This is a genomic window from Moraxella nasibovis (genome assembly GCF_029581575.1).
GTDB classification, from domain to species: domain Bacteria; phylum Pseudomonadota; class Gammaproteobacteria; order Pseudomonadales; family Moraxellaceae; genus Moraxella; species Moraxella nasibovis.
Genome location: NZ_CP089975.1, coordinates 836,600 through 857,251 on the forward strand (window position 1 = coordinate 836,600; position 20,652 = coordinate 857,251).

Genomic DNA, 20,652 nt, shown 5'->3' on the forward strand with positions numbered 1-20,652 from the left:
CTAGCCTGAGCCGAACGCCAAAGGAAAAAATATGTATCAATATTCTTATACTGACCAAAAAATCGTCGATGAGCGCGTGGCGCAATTTCGTGATCAGACGCAGCGCTATTTGGCGGGTGAGTTGCCAGAAGAGCAGTTTTTGCCATTAAGATTACAAAACGGACTTTATATTCAGCGTCATGCACCGATGCTGCGTATCGCCATTCCTTATGGGCTTATGGCAAGCCATCAGCTGCGTGTGCTTGCTGAGATTGCTCGTGATTATGATAAGGGCTATGCGCATTTCACCACACGCACCAATTTGCAGCTCAACTGGGTGAAACTTGAAGAAGTGCCAGACATTTTGGCAAAGCTTGCCAGTCATCAGATGCACGCCATTCAGACTTCGGGTAACTGCATTCGCAATACCACCACCGACCCTTATGCGGGCATTCATAGTGAAGAAGTGGTTGATCCTCGTCCGTATTGTGAAATCATTCGTCAGTGGAGTACTTTTCATCCTGAGTTTGCTTATTTGCCTCGTAAATTTAAGATTGCGGTGATCGGCACGAAGACAGACCGAGCCGCCACGCAGGTGCATGACATTGGTCTGCATGTGGTAAAAAAAGACGGTCAGATTGGCTTTGAAGTCATCGTGGGTGGCGGTCTTGGGCGTACACCGATCATTGGTAAGGTCATCAATGAATTTTTGCCACGAGAGCATCTTTTGAGCTATTTGGATGCGATTTTGCGAGTGTATAATTTGGAAGGTCGCCGTGACAACAAATACAAAGCTCGTATCAAGATTTTGGTGGAAAGCTTGGGCAAGGAAGTCTTTGCGCAGAAGGTGGAAGAAGAGTGGCAGCACATCAAAGATGGTGAGCTGACTTTGACGGATGCTCATTTTGCCAAAGCGGAGAGCTATTTTACCACGCCAAATTATGAAGCCATCGATGCTTTGGCAGCGCACAGCCAGCTACAAGAACACTTGGCGGATGGCGAGTTTGCCAAATGGTATGAGCATAATACCGTGGCGCATAAGGTAGCAGGCTATCGTGCGGTGGTCATTTCGCTAAAAGCGGGCATTGTAAATGGTAAATATGTCCCATCGGGCGACATGACAGATGCGCAGATGTTTGCCTTGGCGGATTTGGCGGATGAATACAGCTTGGGCGAGATTCGTGCCACGCATCATCAAAATCTCGTTTTGGGTGATGTCAAAATCACCGATTTGTATGCCCTTTGGCAAAAATTAAGCGCGCTGAATTTGGCTCGTGCCAACATCGGTACACTCACCGACATGACGGTCTGCCCAGGCTTTGATTATTGTGCTTTGGCAAATGCGACCACGCATAATATTGCCGAGAGCATCGAAAGAAAATTTGACGATTTGGATTATTTGTATGATTTGGGCGACATTCGCCTGAACATGTCTGGCTGTATGAATGCCTGTGCGCATCACCATGTGGGCGACATCGGCATCTTGGGTGTGGACAAAAAAGGCGAGCATTGGTATCAAATCAGCCTTGGTGGAAGTTCTAGTGAAAATGCCAAATTGGGACAAATCTTGGGGCGTGCGGTGGCGGCTGATGAAGTGGCGGACACCATCGACATCATCGCCAAGGTCTATCAAGATGAGCGCATCGCCACCGATGAGCATGTAGAGAGCTTTGCACAGGTAGTGGAGCGTGTCGGCATCGCCCCATTTAAGGCTGCTGTGTACGCCTAATCTTTGCCAAATAGTAATCAGAGATATCAAGGAATCATCATGACAACTCAAATCATCAGTCTAGACAGTGACGCAAACCTTCATGAAAGCGTGGGCGAGTTTTTTTTGATCACGAGTGCTGAGGAGGCGCCAGAATATGCAGGCTTTGACATCGGTGTCATTAAGGCGCGCAGTCAGGGCGACAGCACGCTGCTTAGCACTCCCAATGACTATCATGACACTCGTGGGCTGCTCTTGACGGCAGACAGTACTGTAAGCGAGGTGCAAGCGGTGCTTGATCAGGCGCTGGTCAATTTGTTTGTGATTTATGTCGCTGATTTTAAAGATGGGCGTGTGTTCAGTTTGGTGCGTCAGCTTAGAAAAATCAGCGAGCAGGCAGAAATCATCATCGCGGGCGAGTTTGGGGTGGATCAGGCGGCGTATTTTTATAAGTCAGGCGCCAATGGCTTTGCAGTGTCGTCTGACAAGGTCGTCACGCTCAAAAGCACTTTGGACGACCTAAAAACGGCACACGCAGGCACATCTGCTGGCGCACTGCCGATGTTTCGCTGATGATTTATTGGGATGTCATGGCTGGGTCATCATGAATACTTTACCGCTATTTTTTAATCTGCAACATCGCTCCGTGCTGATCATCGGTGGGGGTGATGTTGCCATTCGTAAAGCCACCTTGATAAAATCGGCAGGGGCAAATATTACCATCATCGCCAAACATATTGATGATGAATTAAAAGCCTTATTAAAAGATAATAATCATCGGTTAATTATCAAAGAATACGATAAAGCGGATTTGAATGCTGATTTTGCGTTTTGTATTGTGGCGACCGATGATAATGACTTAAATCGGCAAATTTATCACGATTGCAAAAGTTTAAACTTGGCGGTGAATGTCGTAGATACGCCAGACTTGTGCGATTTTATTTTTCCTGCGATTGTGGATAGAAATCCGATTACCATTGGCGTATCTAGTAATGGCAATTCGCCAGTGCTGGCAAGATTATTGCGAGCCAAAATAGAAAGCGTGATCCCCAATAATATTGGCAAATTGGCACAAGTGGCGGGCGAATTTAGAGAAACGATTAAAAACCGCTTGCCCAATGTGAATAGTCGGCGTAAGTTTTGGGAGAGTATTTTTGGCGATAATTTAAATGGCGTGGGCGTATTTTCGCATAATGACAATATCAATTTGACAGCATTGGAAAAAGAGTTGTCCCGCTTTGAAAAATCCAATCAACACCAAGGCGAGGTTTATATTGTCGGTACAGGGGCGGGCAATCCTGATTTATTAACTTTTAAGGCGCTGCGTTTAATGCAGCAAGCCGATGTGGTATTATATGACGCATTGGTGTCTGATGAGATTTTGGATTTGTGTCGCCGTGATAGCGATAAAATCTTTGTTGGCAAAAAGCGCTCGTGCCACGCCAAAAGCCAAGATGAAATCAACCAACTGCTTGTGGATCTTGCCAAACAAGGCAAACGAGTGCTGAGACTCAAAGGTGGAGACCCCTTTATTTTTGGGCGTGGGGGCGAGGAAATGCTCTCTTGTCAGGCGGCTGGTGTACCCTATCAAATCGTCTCTGGTATCACGGCAAGCCTAGCAGGGGCAAGCGGTGCAGGCATTCCGCTCACGCATAGAGGCGTGGCAACTTCGGTGCGGTTTTTGACAGGGTGCTATCAGACGGGCGAGAATTTTAACGGCTTAAAAAGCACTTACCAGACCGACGAAACACTCGTATTTTATATGGGTTTGCACGCCCTTGAAAAAGTGGTGGTAAGTTTAACCGCTGATTTGCCAAGCGATACGCCTGTGGCGATTGTGTCTAATGCCAGTCTGCCAAATCAAAAAGTCTTGATTGGCGATTTGACAAATATCGTAGAAAAACAAGAACAAGCCCAGTTGCCAGCGCCTGCAATCATCATCGTGGGTAAGGTGGTGAATCTTTATCAGCATCACTGAATGAAAGTAAGTCAAATCACCTAAAAAGCGCAGGATTCTGCGTTTTTTTTATTTTGGGTTTGGGTGTCTTGTGGTGTGGATGGATGAATTTTGGGTAAAAATAAGATACAATAACGATTTTTGATTTGTAGTGAGTAACGATTGACATGACAGAGCAAGTAACCAGGCCAGCAGGCGGCGAGGCGGTGGCAAATGCTGCCGAAGAGGTACGTAGGGCTGCCGAAGAAGTGCGACAGGTGGCGGAATCCACGAAAGAAGTCGCCAAAGAGGTGACGAATGCGACCGTCGATGGGCTAGAAAGTGGCACCAATCATGCGCTTGAATTTTTGGGTGTGCCGATTGACATCGCAAGTCTGATTCAAAATAGCGTCACGCTGATGGTGAATCTCATCTTGGCACTGCTCATATTTTTTGTGGGCAAATGGGTGGGTAAGCGCATATTGGCAGTCATTAACCGTGTGCTTGAAAGAACGAATCTGGATCGGACCGTACTAAATTTCCTAAACAATCTTTTGTACGGTCTGATGCTGGTGACTGTCACTTTGGCGGCATTGAATAAGCTGGGTGTTAATACCAACTCTTTCGTTGCGGTACTGGGTGCGGCGGCGGTGGCGATCGGTATGGCGCTAAAAGATCAGCTTTCCAATCTGGCAGCGGGCGTGATGATTGTGATTTTTCGTCCCTTTGGTCGAGGTGATTATGTTGAGATTGGCGGTCAGATGGGTACGGTGCTTGACATCACACTTGTCAATACACGCATCAAGACTGCCGCCAACCACGAAATCATCATTCCAAATGGCGACATCATGACCAGCTCCAGCACCAATTTCACCTCGCTACCGACTCGCCGTGTCGATGTGGTGGTGGGTATTGGCTATCATAACGACATCAAAAAAGCGCGTGAATTGATGCTGATGATCGCTGATGCGCATGAGCTGATTTTGGCGGAGCCTGAGCCTGTGGTGCGGGTGACGGCTTTGTCGGAAAGCTCGGTGGATTTGACTTTGTATGTCTGGACGGAAAATGACGACTGGTTCAGTGTGCAGTGCGATCTGCTTGAACGCATCAAGTACGCCTTTGATGAGCATGGCGTGGACATTCCATTTCCAAACCGTACGCTGCACCTAGATGCACTCGATGAGCTCAATCGGCTGTTAAAAGAGCAGCGCAGCGACTGGACGCATTTGCCAAAATAACGCTTGTCTGATGGTGCTGTACTCACCGAACCAATAAAACAATACAGCTTTTTAGGTTGGCAAAGCCAAGCATAACCCAATATTTTTTGATTAACTTATTGATTTTTTTTTAGTTTTTGAAATCAGCCCAAGCTACGAAATCAAACCTTTTTATGGTAATTTTACTATTTAGTAGCTATAAACATAAAAAAGGACCTCAAAATGAATTGAGGTCTTTTTTTTATGGATGGATTAGAAAATACGGTTCAAGCCGTTGAGTGCTGCCACACGGTAGGCTTCTGCCATCGTCGGATAGTTGAAGGTGGTGGTGATGAAATATTCTAGCGTATGACCGCATTTCATCACAGCTTGCCCGATGTGAATGATCTCTGAGGCGTGATTGCCGTAGCAGTGAATGCCTAGGATTTCTAAGGTTTCACGGTGGAATAGGATTTTTAAGACGCCAGAGCGTTCACCGATGATTTGCGCACGAGCCAGATGCTTAAAGAACGCCTGCCCGACTTCATAAGGAATCTTATCCCGTGTCAGGTCTTCCTCGGTGGCACCGATGCTTGAAATCTCAGGAATGGTATAGATTCCAGTCGGTACGCTGTCGATGAACTCAGCCTGCTTATCGCCCACCATAAAGCCTGCGGCATTACGCCCTTGGTCGTAAGCGGCAGAGGCAAGCGATGGCCAGCCGATGACATCGCCCACAGCGTAGATGTTTGGTGCGCTAGTGCGGTAGGTTTTATCAACTTCCAGCTGACCACGACTGTTGGCTTTTAGACCGACTGCTTCTAGATTTAAGCTGTCGGTGTTGCCCGAGCGCCCATTACACCAAAGAATGGCATCGGATTTGATTTTCTTACCGCTTTTTAGGTGTAAGACCACGCAGTCATCGTGTGTTTCTAGGTGGTCAATCTCTTCGTTGTTGCGAATGCGCACGCCAAATTGACGGAAGTCATGAGACAATGCGTCCGAGATTTCATCGTCCAGATAGCTAAGCAGCTGGTCTTTATTGTTAATCAAATCAACGACATAGCCAAGACCTGTAAAAATCGAGGCATACTCACAGCCAATCACGCCAGCGCCGTAGATGATGATTTTGCGGGCGACATAATCCATCTGCAAAATCTTGTCCGAGTCAAAGACACGAGGGTGGTCAAAGTCCAAAATATCAGGGCGATAAGGGCGTGAACCGACAGCGATGACCGCCTGATCAAAGGTGAGGGTTTTTTTGATGCCGTCTTCGGAGGATTCAACTTGTAGTGTGTGCGAGTCCAAAAAGCTGCCCCAGCCTTGAATGACTTCAATGCGATTGCGCTCATAAAATAGGCGATGCGTATTGACTTGGCTTAGAATGACTCGGCGTGCTTTGCTTAATACTTTGTTGAGCGGTACTTGAAAATTGTCAGTAAAAGAGCTGAACATCGGGTCACGGCGCATGCCGATGATGTTAAACACAGACTGACGCAGCGCCTTACTTGGGATGGTGCCGACATGAGCGCAGTTGCCACCGACTTGATCTCGTGGGTCGATGACAGCGACTTTCAAGCCTGATTTGGCAAGTTTCATCGCCGCCGCTTCGCCAGCAGGACCTGCACCCAGCACGATGGCGTCATACTCATAGCCGTGTTTGCGGCGTTCTTTGGTGGGCGCTTCTTGAAGCTCGATGCGCTGACCGTCCAGTGGGCTGATGAGCGCCTGATGAATGAGGTCGGTGTCTGCCTGCTCGTACAGCTGCTCAGGAATCTCGCTTAGAATGTCTAGGTCATCGTCTTGATCTGTGCCGATGACTTCTGGCTGTGGCATAGGGGTTTTTTTACTCATGTATTTGCCTTAGTTTTAAATTTAAATAAATAAATAAAAGTGTGGTTGGTTAAAATTTACCAAATCAGCGCCTTAAAACCCCACGCTCAGCCAATGCGTCTGGCAAGCCCTGTAACCTGTAAGATGCGTGTGGCAATTTCTTCAACGCTCATCTCAGACACATTCAGATTTGGGATCTTTTGGGCGGTGTAGATGGCTTGAATGGCTCGCTGTTCTTCTTGGCACTGGGCAAGCGACGCATAGCGACTGCCTGCTTTTCGTTCTTGGCGAATGCGTACCAAGCGCTCGGTGTCGATGGTTAGACCAAATAATTTGTGGCGATAAGGCTGTAAGACTTTGGGGAGATTGCTCGTATCCAAGTCGTCTTCGGTCAAAGGATAGTTGGCAGCACGAATGCCAAATTGCAAGGCAAGATACAACGAAGTCGGCGTTTTGCCTGAGCGAGACAGACCTACCAAGATGATGTCGGCGCCGTCGTAGTGGTTGGTGCGTGCGCCGTCGTCATTGTCAAGCGCATAATGCACTGCATCAATGCGTGCTTTATAGTCCTCAGAATCGACATCGCCGTGCGCCATGCCTGCGTGCGGATCGGGAATCTCGTTGATTTCGTTGGCGATGCGATGGATCAGACCTTCATAGATGTCTAGGTTGGTGGCGTCGGCGCCGTTGATGATCGTACGAATCTCATCGCTGACGATGGTATCAAATACCAGTGGCTTAAGTCCTGATAGGCGATGCGCTTCATTGATGCGAGACACTGCCTGATGCGCAAGCTCAGTGGTATCCACATAGGGGATGATTTTGATGTCAAATTTCACATTGCCAAATTGGCTTAGCAGCGAGCGACCCAAAGTCTCAGCGGTGATCGCCGTACCATCAGAGATGAAAAACGCACTGCGCAGTGTTGGTTTTTCGGCAGTGTCGTTTTGGGGTTCTTGGCTTGGCGTGGGGGTGTGAACATACATGGCTTGTTCCTTGTCCTTGTTGATGCACCAAATTTGAATAAATCTTGGTAAGTATAGCATAAAAACGCCTAATTTTGAGCGATATTTATCAAACTTCACGACATTTGCTTTGGATTTGGCTTAATTGTGTCCAAGTGGTTTTTTAATAGGTGGCTTTTTACAAGCGTTTGGCGAATAGGCGCTATAAAAAAAGACGGGTGAGGCAAGGATTTTTATTTATTTAATAAATATAACATATTTTTATAAAAAATAACATTGAGTATTGGCAAATTTGTCGCTATAATTTAACGAAATTTTAGTCAATTTGGGGATGGTTTTATGACGCAAGTCATCGCATTTAATAAACTTGGCAAAGAAGATGTCGAGCTGGTTGGCGGTAAAAACGCTTCGCTGGGCGAGATGATCAGCAATCTGGCAAATGTGGGTGTGTCCGTGCCGAATGGCTTTGCGACCACTGCCGATGCGTTCAACCGCTTTTTGAATGAAACAGGTCTTTTGGACAAAATCAACGCCGAGCTTAAAGGCTTGGATGTTGATGATGTTGAAAAGCTCGCCGAAGTCGGCGCCAAAGTGCGTGGCTGGGTCATCGCTCAAGAATTGCCAAAAGATTTGGAAAATGAAATCCGTGATGCCTTTAATGACTTGACAGGCGGTCAAGATGTCGCTGTGGCGGTGCGTTCATCGGCAACGGCAGAGGATTTGCCAGATGCGTCATTTGCAGGTCAGCAAGAGACTTTCTTGAACATTCGTGGCATTGACAATGTGCTGATTGCCATCAAAGAGGTATTCGCTTCACTTTATAATGACCGTGCGATTGCTTATCGTGTGCATAAAGGCTTTGAACACGCAGGGGTGGCACTCTCGGCGGGTGTTCAGCGCATGGTGCGCTCTGAGACTGGCACATCTGGCGTGATGTTTACGCTGGATACCGAAAGCGGCTTTAATGATGTGGTGTTCATCACCGCAAGCTATGGCTTGGGCGAGATGGTCGTACAAGGGGCGGTGAATCCTGACGAGTTTTATTTATCCAAGAAGCTCCTTGCAGAAAATCGCCCTGCGGTGGTCCGCCGTAATCTAGGCTCAAAACACATCAAGATGGTCTATGGCGATGAAGGCTCAACCAAACGCTCAACTAAGATTGTCGATGTGGACAAAGCCGACCGCAATCAATTTGCCTTGACGACAGACGAGCTGACTCGCCTTGCTAAACAAGCCTTGATTATTGAAAAACACTATGGCTGCCCGATGGACATCGAGTGGGCGAAAGACGGCGACACAGGCGAGCTGTTCATCGTGCAAGCTCGTCCAGAGACGGTCAAATCTCGCCAAGATAAGACCAGTATGGAGCGCTATGTCATCAATTCTAAGGGTGCAAAAGTGCTGTGCGAAGGTCGTTCTATCGGTCAGCGTGTGGGCGCAGGCAAAGTGCGCATCGTCACTTCACTTGCCGAGATGAGCAAAGTCGAAGAAGGCGATGTGCTGGTGTCTGACATGACCGACCCAGACTGGGAACCTGTGATGAAACGAGCGTCTGCCATCATCACAAACCGTGGCGGTCGTACTTGCCATGCGGCGATTATCGCTCGTGAGCTTGGTGTGCCTGCGATTGTCGGCTGTGGTAATGCCACCGAGCTACTCACAGACGGTCAAGAAGTCACCGTATCTTGTGCAGAAGGTGATACAGGCTTTATTTATGATGGCGTGCTTGGCTTTGAAGTGCAAAAAAATTCCATCAGCACCATGCCAGAGCTTGCCTTTAAAGTGATGATGAATGTCGGCAACCCTGACCGTGCCTTTGACTTTGCCCAAATTCCAAATGAAGGCGTGGGCTTGGCTCGCTTAGAGTTCATCATCAACCGCATGATTGGCGTGCATCCTAAGGCGTTGCTTAATGTGGATAGCCTGCCACAAGAGACCCGCTTGCAGGTTCTTGAGCGTATCTCAGGCTATAATTCGCCAGTAGAATTTTATATCAATAAGCTCATCGAAGGCATCTCCACACTTGCCGTCGCCTTTAAAGATAAGCCTGTCATCGTGCGTATGAGTGATTTTAAATCCAACGAATACGCCAACCTTATCGGCGGTAAATTGTACGAGCCGCACGAAGAAAACCCAATGCTTGGTTTCCGTGGGGCGAGTCGTTATGTGTCGGATAATTTCCGTGATTGCTTTGAGCTTGAATGCCGTGCATTAAAATATGTGCGTGATGACATGGGGCTAACCAATGTCAAAATCATGATTCCGTTTGTGCGTACCACAGGCGAGGCAGCACAAGTGATTGAATTACTTGAAAAAAATGGCTTAAAGCGTGGTCAAAATGGTCTGGAAATCATCATGATGTGCGAGCTGCCAACCAATGCCTTGCTTGCTGATGAATTTTTGCAATACTTTGATGGTTTCTCCATCGGCTCAAACGACCTAACCCAGTTAACGCTTGGTCTGGACCGTGATAGTGGCATCGTCTCGCACTTGTTTGATGAGCGAGACCCTGCGGTCAAAAAACTGCTTAGCATGGCGATTGAAGCCTGTCGCAAGCAAGGCAAATATGTCGGCATTTGTGGTCAAGGACCATCCGACCACCCAGACCTTGCCAAATGGCTGATGGAGCAGGGCATTTCATCGGTATCACTAAACCCAGACACCGTGCTGGATACTTGGCTGTTCTTGGCAGATGAGTGATTGAATCTTTGATAATCATCTTTGATGATAATCTTTAATAATAAGGCGATCTGATGATTGCCTTATTTTTTTGTGATGATTTGGACGGTGGGCTGACAAATCCGCCTTGTATTGTTAAAGTCTTTTGGTTACAATAGCTCAATTTGACCAACGATTTGACTTAATTTTTATGAAAATTTACTTAGCAAGAAATAATGTTCAGGCAGGACCTTACACGCTAGATGAGCTTAATGTCATGCTGACCACAGGCAGTGTCGTCCTTGACGATCTGATGTGGCACTCTGGCATGGCAAATTGGCAAAAGATTGGCGAGGTGACGGGCGGTCAGCTGGTGTATCAGCCGACTCATATCCCTAGCGTCTCTGAGCCAACAGCCACCCAGATCACCCAAGCTCAGCAGGGCTTTGGTGATAATGTTGAATTAAAATCAGAAAAAAGTCAGCGAGTTAGCGTCGCTGATTTGTATGGTCGTAAGCCTAGCCAGACTGACGCAAAGGCGCCCACCGTGCAAGCAAGCCAACCGACATCATCAGATGAGTTGGTGTATGCGTCTGTGGGCAGTCGTTTTTTGGCGTTGGCGATTAACATGACTTTGTTCATTGTGGCGTTCATGCCTTTTGTTTCGGGGCTGATGAAACTCAATCCCGACCAACAAAAAATGACCACAGGCACTTTTGAAGCTCGCATGGCGTACGCACAGACACTGGCGGAGCAGCTACCAAGCCAAGTGACGACGATGACCTTGATGCTGTTGGGCGGCTTTGTGCTTATTCAGCTGCTTTTGATCATCATGCGTGGGCAGTCTTTTGGTAAGCTCGTTACTGGTATTCGTGCGGTAGATGAGACGACAGGAAAGGTGCCGCCAGTTGGTCGTTTGCTTGGTGTGCGGACGATTTTGCTGCTTGTGATTTATTGGTTGGCGTCTGCCATGCCGTTTAATATTGCTTTTTTGTTGGTGGGGGTGCATTATTTTATGGCGACCACCAATCCAAAAAAACAAGGCTGGCATGATCGCCTTGCCAAGACGGTGGTGGTCAAAGCACAGCCAAGCCAGCTTAAAAAAATCAAGTTAAAATAGGTCTTATGATGGAAAATTTGATGCCTAATTTGACACAAGAACAGCTTGCTGTGCTACAAAAAGCGCAGCTGCCTGACGATTGGAAAATGGCACTTACCCCCATGCTATTAAGCGATACGATGACATCACTGCGTGAATTTTTACGCCAAGAGTACGCACAAGGCAAGACGATTTATCCACCCAAGGATAAGATTTTTAATGCGTTGAATACCACGCCATTATCCAAAGTTAAGGTAGTGATTTTGGGTCAAGACCCCTATCATGGGGCAGGTCAGGCGATGGGCTTGTCATTTAGCGTGCCAAAAATCATCCCTAAACCGCCAAGCCTACAAAACATCTTAAAAGAGCTGGCGGCGGACTTGGGCATTCCTGTGTCGGCTCACGGGGATTTGACGCATTGGGCAAACCAAGGCGTGCTACTGCTGAATGCGACTTTGACCGTAGAAAATGGGCAGGCAGGCAGTCATCAAAATCGTGGCTGGGAAGAGTTTACCGATGCGGTGATTGATGTCATCAATAAACAAACCGAACGGACGGTTTTTATTCTGTGGGGCAGTTATGCCAAGAAAAAAGGGCGGTTCATTGATATCAGTCGCCATCTGATTTTGACCGCCAACCACCCATCGCCATTGTCGGCAAATCGTGGCGGATTTTTTGGTAGTCGTCCGTTTTCACAGACGAACGCTTATTTGATGAAATTTGGCAAAACGCCGATTGATTGGGCTTTGCCACAGTAATGGTGTCATCTGATGTGTGAATTGTGTGGCTGTCCAAATCAAACGCATGGCGAAATCCTTGAATATCCGCCAAGGCAGTCGTTGTCGCCTGTGCAAAATACCAAGCCGTCTGTGCTATCAAAGGTTGAGCCACCTTTGATGGTGCAATCTTCCCAAAAAAACAATTTTTTAAAGCACAAAAGCCGAATGACCATCAAGGCGGATGATGGCTTTGATGAGCAGGATCGTAGGTTTATGGCGATAGCGTTGGATTTGGCAAGGCAGGCAGGCGAGCTTGGTGAAGTGCCTGTGGGGGCGGTGATTGTCCTTGATGGGCAAATCATTGGACAAGGCTTGAATTGCCCCATTAGCCAAAAAGACAGCACCGCCCATGCCGAAATGGTTGCCATTCGTCAGGCGTGTGAAAATTTGGATAATTATCGACTGATGGGGGCGACTTTGTATGTAACGCTTGAACCGTGTACTATGTGTTTAGGGGCGATTGTCCATTCACGGATTAGCCGTGTGATATTTGGAGCAAGCGAGCCAAAGTCGGGGGTTGTTATCAGTCAAGAAAACTTTGCCGAAAAACGCTATTTTAACCATTATCTCACCATTGAAGGTGGGTTATTTGCCGAGCAGTCAAAGGCGATATTGCAGGGGTTTTTTAAAAGTAGGCGATTGGCAAAAAAAGATAAAAATTTATCCTAAGGTGCATGTCATCTATCGCTTAATTTTAATCTAGCAGCATAACACTTTACATTAACTTTTAAAAATAATGAATAAACGCACAGCACCGACACGCTATCAAGATTTATGGGATTGGCAAAAAGCAACCCATATTAGCGTTAGTTGCCCAAAATGCCAAAAAGAAGCCATTGTTTATTATGGGCGTTATTATTGGAGGCATGATGACGACTTAATAGAAGTGCGTTGTCATCATTGCGATTTTTCCAAAAAATTAGAGAGTATTATTTATTATCAAATAGAAGTTTCTTTAAATTGTCCAAATTGTGGTAATAAAATGACTTATTTTCAAGATGACTTAAAACAAGTGCCAAGCCTTGTAAAAATAAAATGCGAACATTGTCATCATCAATTGGAAACTGCACCAAAATATCAACCTTATCATAAAAAGCTCACCAAACCCAATCGCTTAAAATGCGATGATGTGTTTGGGTTGCCATTGTATTATCAAACCAACATCAAAGGCAATTTATTTTGGGCGTACAATCAAGCCCACGCCCAAGAAATATTGGCATTTGTGTCGGCGGATTTGCGTGAGCGGGCAGGAGTTGGCGTCAAAATGACCATGATCGCAAAATTACCCACCTTTATCAAATCCGCCAAAAACAAAGCGGCAATTGTCAAAATTTTGCAAAAATGGGCAGATGGTAATCATTAACAATTATTTTCCCCTGATTTGTGCTAAAATAGCTCAAACAATCACGAGTAAGACACATGACACACCCCATTATTACCATAGACGGCCCAAGCGGTGCAGGCAAAGGCACGGTGGCGTATCGTTTGGCCGAGCATTTTGGCTTTGAACTGCTTGATAGCGGTGCGTTGTATCGCATTGTGGGTTTGATGGCGTTCAAGCAGGGGCTTTTGGACGCAGGCAGGGCTGATGAAAATGAGCTTGCGAATCTGACAGCGTCGCTCAATCTGTCTTTTCGTCCTAACACTGCTACAAAAACGGTGGAAATTTTGATTGATGACAAGCCTTTGACTGATGACATTCGTAATGAGACGGTGGGTGGCTATGCGTCCAAAGTGGCGGTATTTCCAAAGGTGAGAACGGCTTTATTGGATTTGCAAAGAAACATCGCCCACGGCAAAAAAGGCTTGGTGGCGGACGGTCGAGACATGGGGACGGTGATTTTCCCCGATGCCCCTGTTAAGGTATTTTTGACCGCAAGTGCCAAAGCTCGTGCCGACAGACGGGTGTTGCAATTACAAACAGCGGGCAAAGTGGCGGATTATGAAGCGATTTTGGCGGACATTATCGAGCGAGACAAGCGAGACGAAAATCGCAGTGTTGCCCCAAGTCGCCCTGCTGCAGACGCTCTTGTGATTGACAGTTCGGACAAATCGGCAGATGTGGTGTTTGATGAGATTTTGGCATTTGCACAGGGTAGGCTATGATAACGCTTACCCCACTTAGCACCATGCACCAAGATGAGCTGTCTTATGCGTTAAGTGATGAACAAATGCAGTTTACTGCCTTGCCAAAAGACTGGTTTGATGATGAGTGTGAGGATGCTTATAAGGTGGTGATTTTGGACGATGAGTTATGTCGGGCAATGGGATTTTTTGTGCTGGATTTTGGGCAGGACAAATACCGCTACACCGACAACCCCAATGCCGTCCTGCTTCGCTCCATGTCTATGAATCCTGCTTTTCAAGGTAAAGGCTACGCCAAAAATGCACTAAATTTCAAATGCTTACAAGAATTTTGTAAAACGCACATTCCCCTTTGTCATGAGGTTGTGCTTGGGGTAAATCACGCCAATGTGTCCGCCCAAAGACTTTATGAAAAGGTAGGTTTTATAAGGCAAGCACGAACCGTTATGGGTCAAAAAGGCGAGCAATGGGTATATTGTCTTAAAATAAATCGCTATCTATTTTAATAATTATCTGATATAATTGTCGGGTTTATCATATTTTTGTGCTGCCATTTGAGTCAAAACCAGCATCTCTCAATGGCACACATCACTTGAACCGTACTGTGCTGGACAGGCTACGGCTAATTTTAAGGTATTACTAATGAGTTTATCATTTGCTGAACTGTTTGAACAAAGCAACGCCAACGAAATCAAAGTTGAAATCGGTGCCGTTATTTCTGGTACTGTTGTTGCCATCGACAATGAGCGTATCACTGTTGATACTGGTCTTAAGTCAGAAGGCTTCATCGCGCGTTCAGAGTTCTTGAACGAAGCTGGCGAGCTTGAAGTTGCTATCGGCGACAAAGTAGACGTAGTTGTTGAGAAAGTCGACAACGGCATGGGCGAAACTGTTCTTTCTCGTGAAAAAGCGAAGCGTGAAGAAAGCTGGCGTGCGCTTGAACAGCTTCATGAAAATGACGAAATCGTTACTGGTCTTATCTCTTCTAAAGTTAAAGGCGGCTTTACTGTTGAGATCGGTTCTGTGCGTGCGTTCCTACCAGGTTCATTGGTAGATGTTCGTCCAGTGCGTGAAACTACTCACCTAGAAGGCAAAGAGCTAGAATTTAAAGTCATTAAGATTGACAAGCAACGCAATAACATCGTTGTTTCTCGTCGTGCTGTTATGGAAGCTGAAAACTCAGCTGAGCGTGATGAGCTACTTGCCAAGCTAGAAGAAGGCATGGAAGTTAATGGTATCGTTAAGAACCTAACTGACTACGGTGCGTTCGTTGATCTGGGCGGTATCGATGGTCTATTGCACATCACTGACATGGCTTGGAAGCGTATCAAGCACCCATCAGAAGCGGTAGAAGTCGGTCAAGACCTTAAAGTGAAAGTATTGAAGTTTGACCGTGAGCGTAACCGTGTTTCTCTAGGTCTAAAACAGCTTGGTTCTGATCCATGGGGCGAAGTTGAGAAAACTTACCCAGTTGGCACAATCACCAAAGCTCGTGTTACCAACCTAACTGACTACGGCTGCTTTGCTGAAATCGCAGAAGGCATTGAAGGTCTGGTGCATGTGTCTGAAATGGACCACACCAATAAGAACATCCACCCATCTAAAGTTGTTCAAGTGGGCGACGAAGTAGATGTGATGGTTCTTGAGATTGACGGTGAGCGTCGTCGTATCAGCCTAGGTATCAAGCAAACCATGCCAAACCCATGGGCTGAGTTTGACAAAAACCACGCTAAAGGCGATAAAATCTCTGGTACCATCAAGTCAATCACTGACTTTGGTCTGTTCATCGGTCTAGAAGGTGGTATCGATGGTCTGGTGCATCTGTCAGACATCTCTTGGACTGAGTCTGGTGAAGAAGCCATCCGTAGCTACACCAAAGGCGATACCGTAGAAGCTGTTGTACTACAAGTAGATGCAGAAGCAAACCGTATCAGCCTAGGTATCAAACAACTTAACTCTGATCCATTCAACGAGTACCTACTGGCTAACGACCGTGGTGCAATCGTTAAAGGCTCAGTAAAAGAAGTAGATGCAAAAGGTGCGGTAATCACTTTGGCTGACGAAGTAGAAGGCTACCTAGCTGCTGCTGACATCGCTCGTGAGCGTACCGAAGATGCTTCTAAAGTTCTAAGCGTAGGCGATGAAGTAGAAGCGAAAATCGTTCGTGTAGATCGTAAATCTCGTGGCATCACTTTGTCTGTAAAAGCTAAAGACGAAGCTGATGAGCGTCAAGCGATCAAAGAGCTGTCAAATGCGGCAGCTGAAAATCAGCCTAAGACTCTAGGCGACATTTTTGCTGATCAGCTAAAAGGCTAATCCAAGCAAAATGCAAAAAAAAAGGGCGGTGATTTACCGCTCTTTTTTATTGAATCAATGGATGGGTTTTTGATACTTTTGTAAGTTTTGTGCATCAATTAGAACAAGTTTTGTAAATTATGGTAAAATATCCGCTAAATTGATGAAAATTAACAAAAAATTCATTCACATTTGCTGATTTTTCCGTTATCATTACACTTAACGAAAATCTTACAAAAAGATTGTGTTTTTGTTAAACGAACCAATTAAAATCCAAAAATCCAGTCGTGATTTTTGTCCGCTTATGGACTTAGGGTGGGATGTATGCAGCAGATACAGCAAGTGATGAACAAATCTGACCTTATTTCAAATTTAGCATCGTCGTGTGACGGCATTGAAGAGCCGGTGGTAGATGAGGCGGTGCGTGAGATCATTGGGCTTATGGTGGACTGCCTGTCGCATGATGGGCGTGTGGAGGTGCGTGGTTTTGGTAGTTTTTGCCTACATCACCGTGAGGCGAGAAACGCCAGAAATCCACGCACGGGCGAGACCGTCGCCGTTAAGGCAAAGGCAGTGCCGCATTTTAAGCCTGGCAAAGCATTAAGAGAGGCAGTGAACGCCATCAATGATTAAGACCGATGGTCTGATTCTAAGCGTTGATTGAGCTTTTGGTGTTTATCGGCCGTTTTAGCATTTTATTAAAATTGTCATTAAGAAAGAGTAAACCATGCATATTGTATTGATTGTTTTATTGGTTTTGGCGTTTGCTTATTCCACTGCGTTAGTTTTTTTGAATAACGGCGTGGTTAATGATGTGAATTTGCTGTTTGGTACATTGATTCCAATGCCTTTGGGTCAGCTGTTGGTAGCGACCATTGTGCTTGGCGTATTGATTGGCATTTTGCTGTCTTTGCTATTGTTCCGAGTTTTTCAAAATAAATGGGAAATTCACCGCCTTAACAAAGAGCTTAAACTGACTCAGTCGCAGCTGACTGAGGCAAACATCAAGCTTGCACAACAAGCTGAGTCACGCCCTGTGCAAACGGTGGTGGTAGAAGAGGTTGCCAGTGGCACTCATCACACCAACAACCCACACACCAATCTATAAGCCAGTAAACCATTTGCAAGAATCTTGGAGAAAGTGATGAAATCCCCAATCATCGTCGCTGTCGATAAGCACAATCTCAATGACGCATTGGCTTTGGCGGATATGCTAGACCCAAACCTGTGTCGTTTAAAAGTAGGCAAGGAGCTGTTTACCGCTTGTGGTACACAGGTTGTTTCGGAGTTTCATCAGCGTGGTTTTGAAGTGTTTTTGGATTTAAAATTCCATGACATTCCCAATACCACCGCCCAAGCGGTCTTGTCAGCTGCCGATATGGGCGTATGGATGACCAATATTCATGCCAGTGTCGGGCTTGATGCGATGCGTCTGTGTAAGCAGAGATTGGCGGATGCAGGGCATAATACGCTGTTGATCGCCGTCACAGTGCTGACCTCAATGACTGATGATAATCTGCGTGAGCTTGGTATCATGCGTACAGCAAAAGAGCAGGTCTTGCATTTGGCAAATTTAACCAAAGAAGCAGGGCTTGATGGTGTGGTGTGTTCTGCCCAAGAAGCACAGGCGTTAAAAGCTCAACTTGGTGCGGATTTTAAATTAGTAACACCAGGCATTCGTTTGTCGGACGATAGTAGCGATGACCAGCAGCGGATTTGCACGCCAAAAGACGCTTTGGTAAATGGCTCGGATTATTTGGTGATTGGTCGCTCAATCACAGGTGCTGCCAATCCAAACGAAAAGCTCAAGCTGATCTTATCACAGATCTGATTTTTGCTTTTCTCTATTGGATTTGGCTGTTAAATATAGACCCTGTGAGTGTTCGCAGGGTTTTTTTTGCAGTTTTGACCAATCTAACTTGCATTGAGATCGTGGATAATGACCGCCGTTAAATTATGCCCTGTTTTTTGTCTGTTGAAAGATGTGCAAATAGATGATTATTGCGAAATGATAGATTGGGCTTATAAAAATAAGGATGAAAAAACCGTTCTTATCCTAGATGAGAATGATGTTTGGCTTTATCAAACCAAAGGACTGTGGGAAGTCATAGCCAATGAAACAGGAAATCATTTATTTGGGCTTTATGAAGATGATTGGATTTTTGATTTTAATGTCATGCAAAATATAATTAATTCAATTTCCAGAAGTGATTTGTTGGTTGATGAAAATATTGGCAAAATATTATTTATATTAAATTATGCAATCACGAATAAAAAGTCCGTTGTTTTTCATTTGTGATTATAACCGCCGTAACGACAAAGCTTGTGGTTGGGTCGGCATGGTGGGCTGGTTGAACGAATGTAAAATCCAACATTTTAAATGTAACTTATTGAATTTGTTGGGTTTCGTTGCACTCAACCCAACCTTGTATCTCACCACCAAGACTAGCTATCTTGGTGATGGCATGGTAGATTATACCATCACCCTAAGTTACTTGGTAGTTTCTACCCAACCTGAGTACTTTGATGCTGTCTCGTAGATTAAACCCAAGTAGCTTTCTTATCATCGTACAATCTGAATGGTATCCAAGCGCTTGATTGATTTTCAATCATGACGCTGAATGAACAAGGCTAGATGACAATGACTTATTATGTTGGTATTGATGTTAGCAAGCACAAGCTGGATGTGGCTTGGCTTAAAGAGTTAAGTACAATGAAAGTCAAAACCAAAGTCTTTAATAATCACTTTGATGACTTTGAACACATCATTCATTGGCTTAAAACCAATCTTGGTGCAAGTGTCAGCTTTAACGACATTCATCTTATTATGGAAGCCACAGGGGTATATCACGAACCTTTGGCGTATTATTTACACGATTTAGGCTTTAAAGTCTCTATCATCAATCCTGCCTTTGTCAAACACTATGCGGACAGTTTAGGCGTAAGACAAAAGACAGATAAAAAAGACAGTATTGTCCTTGCCAGATATGGCAGAGCCACCCACCCTGATGCTTGGATTGCCCCAAGTATTGAAGCTCGTCATTTAAAGTCTTTGCTTTCTCGTCTTGATGCTCTAAATGAAGACTTACAGCGAGAAGAAAACCGCAAAGAAAAAGCAGAAGTGGCAGACACAACCCCCATTGTTAAACAATCCATTGACGAGATGATTGTGGCATTAAAATTGGCAATCAGCAAATTAAACGATGACATTGACACTCATATCAACAACCACCCCAAACTTAAAGAAGAGCAAACACTCTTACAAAGCATCAAAGGAGTGGGACAGGTGGTGTCAAGACAAATGCTTAGTTTGTTTAATACCAAACAATTTAACAATGCCAAACAAGTCTCTGCTTTTTTAGGGTTGATTCCCAAACAACAAGAATCAGGATTGTTTAAAGGCAGATCAAGACTTGCCAAAACAGGCAATGCTCAATTAAGAGCTAAGCTGTATATGGCAGCAGTCGTTGCCACCAAGTACAATCCAGACATTAAAGACCAATACGAACGCTTACAACAAAATGGCAAATGCAAAATGCAAGCTTTATGTGCTTGTATGCGTAAATTGGTGCAAATCTGCTTTGGTGTGATCAAACACCAAACTCCCTACACCCCACAAGTTAGGATAGATAATATGGCTTGACAAGGGGTGGGGAGAGATGGTATCTACGGGCTAAAATGTTGGGTTTTGTGCCTCAACCTAATCTACGGGCTGTTATTGTTATTGACAAACATTCTAACATCATCTTTATTATTAAAAAAAAGGAGAGTAGTCATGGCGATTAGCTTATTTTGTTATACCTCAAAAGAAATAAATGAAATTTTAGCAATTAACCAACAAATTGCTGAGCGTGAAATTTTATTTATAGAAAATAGGTTTTTATTATACAGTCCAAAAATTGTGAGCGACATACACCTAGAAATCACTGCGGAGTTTGATTTTTATCCTAAAAATATATTTTTAATCGCCTTAAATGACAAAGATTATTCTAGCAATATCCGAGACATCGCCAATCTGTTTTTTGAAGCCTATGGCAATGATATATTGATATTATTTGAAAATGAGACTAAGATAGAAAAAGGAAAATGGTAAGTAAATAGCTTGATAGGTTGGGTTGA

General features: G+C 45.2%; 20 protein-coding genes. 18 read left to right on the forward strand and 2 right to left on the reverse strand.

The annotated features are described in order from the left end of the window. Positions 1-31 precede the first annotated feature (31 nt). The 4 genes from LU290_RS03955 (at position 32) to LU290_RS03970 (ending at position 4,861) form a co-directional block, all read left to right on the forward strand. On the forward strand, positions 32-1,708 hold the full coding sequence (locus tag LU290_RS03955) for a nitrite/sulfite reductase (RefSeq protein ID WP_277809255.1): 1,677 nt from the start codon (positions 32-34) through the stop codon (positions 1,706-1,708). 39 nt (positions 1,709-1,747) lie between these two features. Beyond that, a complete protein-coding gene (locus LU290_RS03960; RefSeq protein WP_277809256.1) occupies positions 1,748-2,260 on the forward strand; it encodes a DUF934 domain-containing protein in 513 nt (170 codons plus the stop codon). A gap of 31 nt (positions 2,261-2,291) precedes the next feature. Next, positions 2,292-3,665 (forward strand): siroheme synthase CysG, encoded by a 1,374-nt coding sequence (cysG, locus tag LU290_RS03965; RefSeq protein WP_277809257.1) that lies wholly within the window; start codon positions 2,292-2,294, stop codon positions 3,663-3,665. Positions 3,666-3,811: 146 nt separating this feature from the next. Next, on the forward strand, positions 3,812-4,861 hold the full coding sequence (locus LU290_RS03970; protein WP_277809258.1) for a mechanosensitive ion channel family protein: 1,050 nt from the start codon (positions 3,812-3,814) through the stop codon (positions 4,859-4,861). Positions 4,862-5,092: 231 nt separating this feature from the next. Here the strand turns inward: LU290_RS03970 and sthA are convergent, their stop codons facing one another. Together sthA and ppsR are read right to left on the reverse strand one after the other, a co-directional pair. Beyond that, the gene (sthA, locus tag LU290_RS03975) at positions 5,093-6,673 is read right to left on the reverse strand and encodes a Si-specific NAD(P)(+) transhydrogenase (RefSeq protein ID WP_277809259.1); all 1,581 of its coding nucleotides are present in this window, start codon (positions 6,671-6,673) and stop codon (positions 5,093-5,095) included. Positions 6,674-6,759: 86 nt separating this feature from the next. Further along, the gene (gene ppsR, locus LU290_RS03980; protein WP_277809260.1) at positions 6,760-7,638 is read right to left on the reverse strand and encodes a posphoenolpyruvate synthetase regulatory kinase/phosphorylase PpsR; all 879 of its coding nucleotides are present in this window, start codon (positions 7,636-7,638) and stop codon (positions 6,760-6,762) included. A gap of 318 nt (positions 7,639-7,956) precedes the next feature. Here ppsR and ppsA point away from each other — a divergent pair, with 318 nt between their 5' ends. From ppsA to LU290_RS04050, 14 genes are all read left to right on the forward strand, one after another. Beyond that, positions 7,957-10,317 carry a phosphoenolpyruvate synthase gene (gene ppsA, locus LU290_RS03985; protein WP_277809261.1) on the forward strand — a complete coding sequence of 787 codons (2,361 nt, stop codon included), beginning with the start codon at positions 7,957-7,959 and terminating at the stop codon, positions 10,315-10,317. Positions 10,318-10,486: 169 nt separating this feature from the next. After that, a complete protein-coding gene (locus LU290_RS03990) occupies positions 10,487-11,395 on the forward strand; it encodes an RDD family protein (protein ID WP_277809262.1) in 909 nt (302 codons plus the stop codon). Between the two features lie 20 nt (positions 11,396-11,415). Next, entirely contained in the window at positions 11,416-12,132 is a 717-nt protein-coding gene (gene ung, locus LU290_RS03995; protein ID WP_277809263.1) for a uracil-DNA glycosylase, read from the forward strand. A 12-nt stretch (positions 12,133-12,144) separates the two neighbouring features. Further along, the gene (gene tadA, locus LU290_RS04000; protein WP_441942374.1) at positions 12,145-12,822 is read left to right on the forward strand and encodes a tRNA adenosine(34) deaminase TadA; all 678 of its coding nucleotides are present in this window, start codon (positions 12,145-12,147) and stop codon (positions 12,820-12,822) included. Positions 12,823-13,135: 313 nt separating this feature from the next. Then, on the forward strand, positions 13,136-13,516 hold the full coding sequence (locus LU290_RS04005) for a hypothetical protein (RefSeq protein WP_277809264.1): 381 nt from the start codon (positions 13,136-13,138) through the stop codon (positions 13,514-13,516). 56 nt (positions 13,517-13,572) lie between these two features. Next, a complete protein-coding gene (gene cmk / locus LU290_RS04010) occupies positions 13,573-14,259 on the forward strand; it encodes a (d)CMP kinase (protein ID WP_277809265.1) in 687 nt (228 codons plus the stop codon). After that, positions 14,256-14,744 (forward strand): GNAT family N-acetyltransferase, encoded by a 489-nt coding sequence (locus LU290_RS04015; protein WP_277809266.1) that lies wholly within the window; start codon positions 14,256-14,258, stop codon positions 14,742-14,744. The genes cmk and LU290_RS04015 overlap by 4 nt, the downstream gene beginning before the upstream one ends. Before the next feature lie 136 nt (positions 14,745-14,880). Next, the gene (gene rpsA / locus LU290_RS04020; protein WP_277809267.1) at positions 14,881-16,554 is read left to right on the forward strand and encodes a 30S ribosomal protein S1; all 1,674 of its coding nucleotides are present in this window, start codon (positions 14,881-14,883) and stop codon (positions 16,552-16,554) included. Positions 16,555-16,866: 312 nt separating this feature from the next. Continuing rightward, entirely contained in the window at positions 16,867-17,166 is a 300-nt protein-coding gene (locus LU290_RS04025) for an HU family DNA-binding protein (protein ID WP_277809550.1), read from the forward strand. A gap of 94 nt (positions 17,167-17,260) precedes the next feature. Beyond that, entirely contained in the window at positions 17,261-17,641 is a 381-nt protein-coding gene (locus LU290_RS04030) for a lipopolysaccharide assembly protein LapA domain-containing protein (protein WP_277809268.1), read from the forward strand. Between the two features lie 24 nt (positions 17,642-17,665). Then, positions 17,666-18,364, forward strand: a complete 699-nt coding sequence (gene pyrF / locus LU290_RS04035; protein ID WP_277809269.1) for an orotidine-5'-phosphate decarboxylase — start codon at positions 17,666-17,668, stop codon at positions 18,362-18,364. Between the two features lie 108 nt (positions 18,365-18,472). Continuing rightward, complete coding sequence (locus LU290_RS04040) at positions 18,473-18,832, forward strand: DMP12 family DNA mimic protein (protein ID WP_277809270.1); 360 nt, start codon at positions 18,473-18,475, stop codon at positions 18,830-18,832. A 342-nt stretch (positions 18,833-19,174) separates the two neighbouring features. After that, positions 19,175-20,176 carry an IS110 family RNA-guided transposase gene (locus LU290_RS04045; RefSeq protein WP_277807698.1) on the forward strand — a complete coding sequence of 334 codons (1,002 nt, stop codon included), beginning with the start codon at positions 19,175-19,177 and terminating at the stop codon, positions 20,174-20,176. Between the two features lie 132 nt (positions 20,177-20,308). Further along, positions 20,309-20,626: a CDI system immunity component gene (locus LU290_RS04050; protein WP_277809271.1), complete on the forward strand. Its 318-nt coding sequence runs from the start codon at positions 20,309-20,311 to the stop codon at positions 20,624-20,626. The last annotated feature ends 26 nt before the right edge of the window (positions 20,627-20,652 follow it).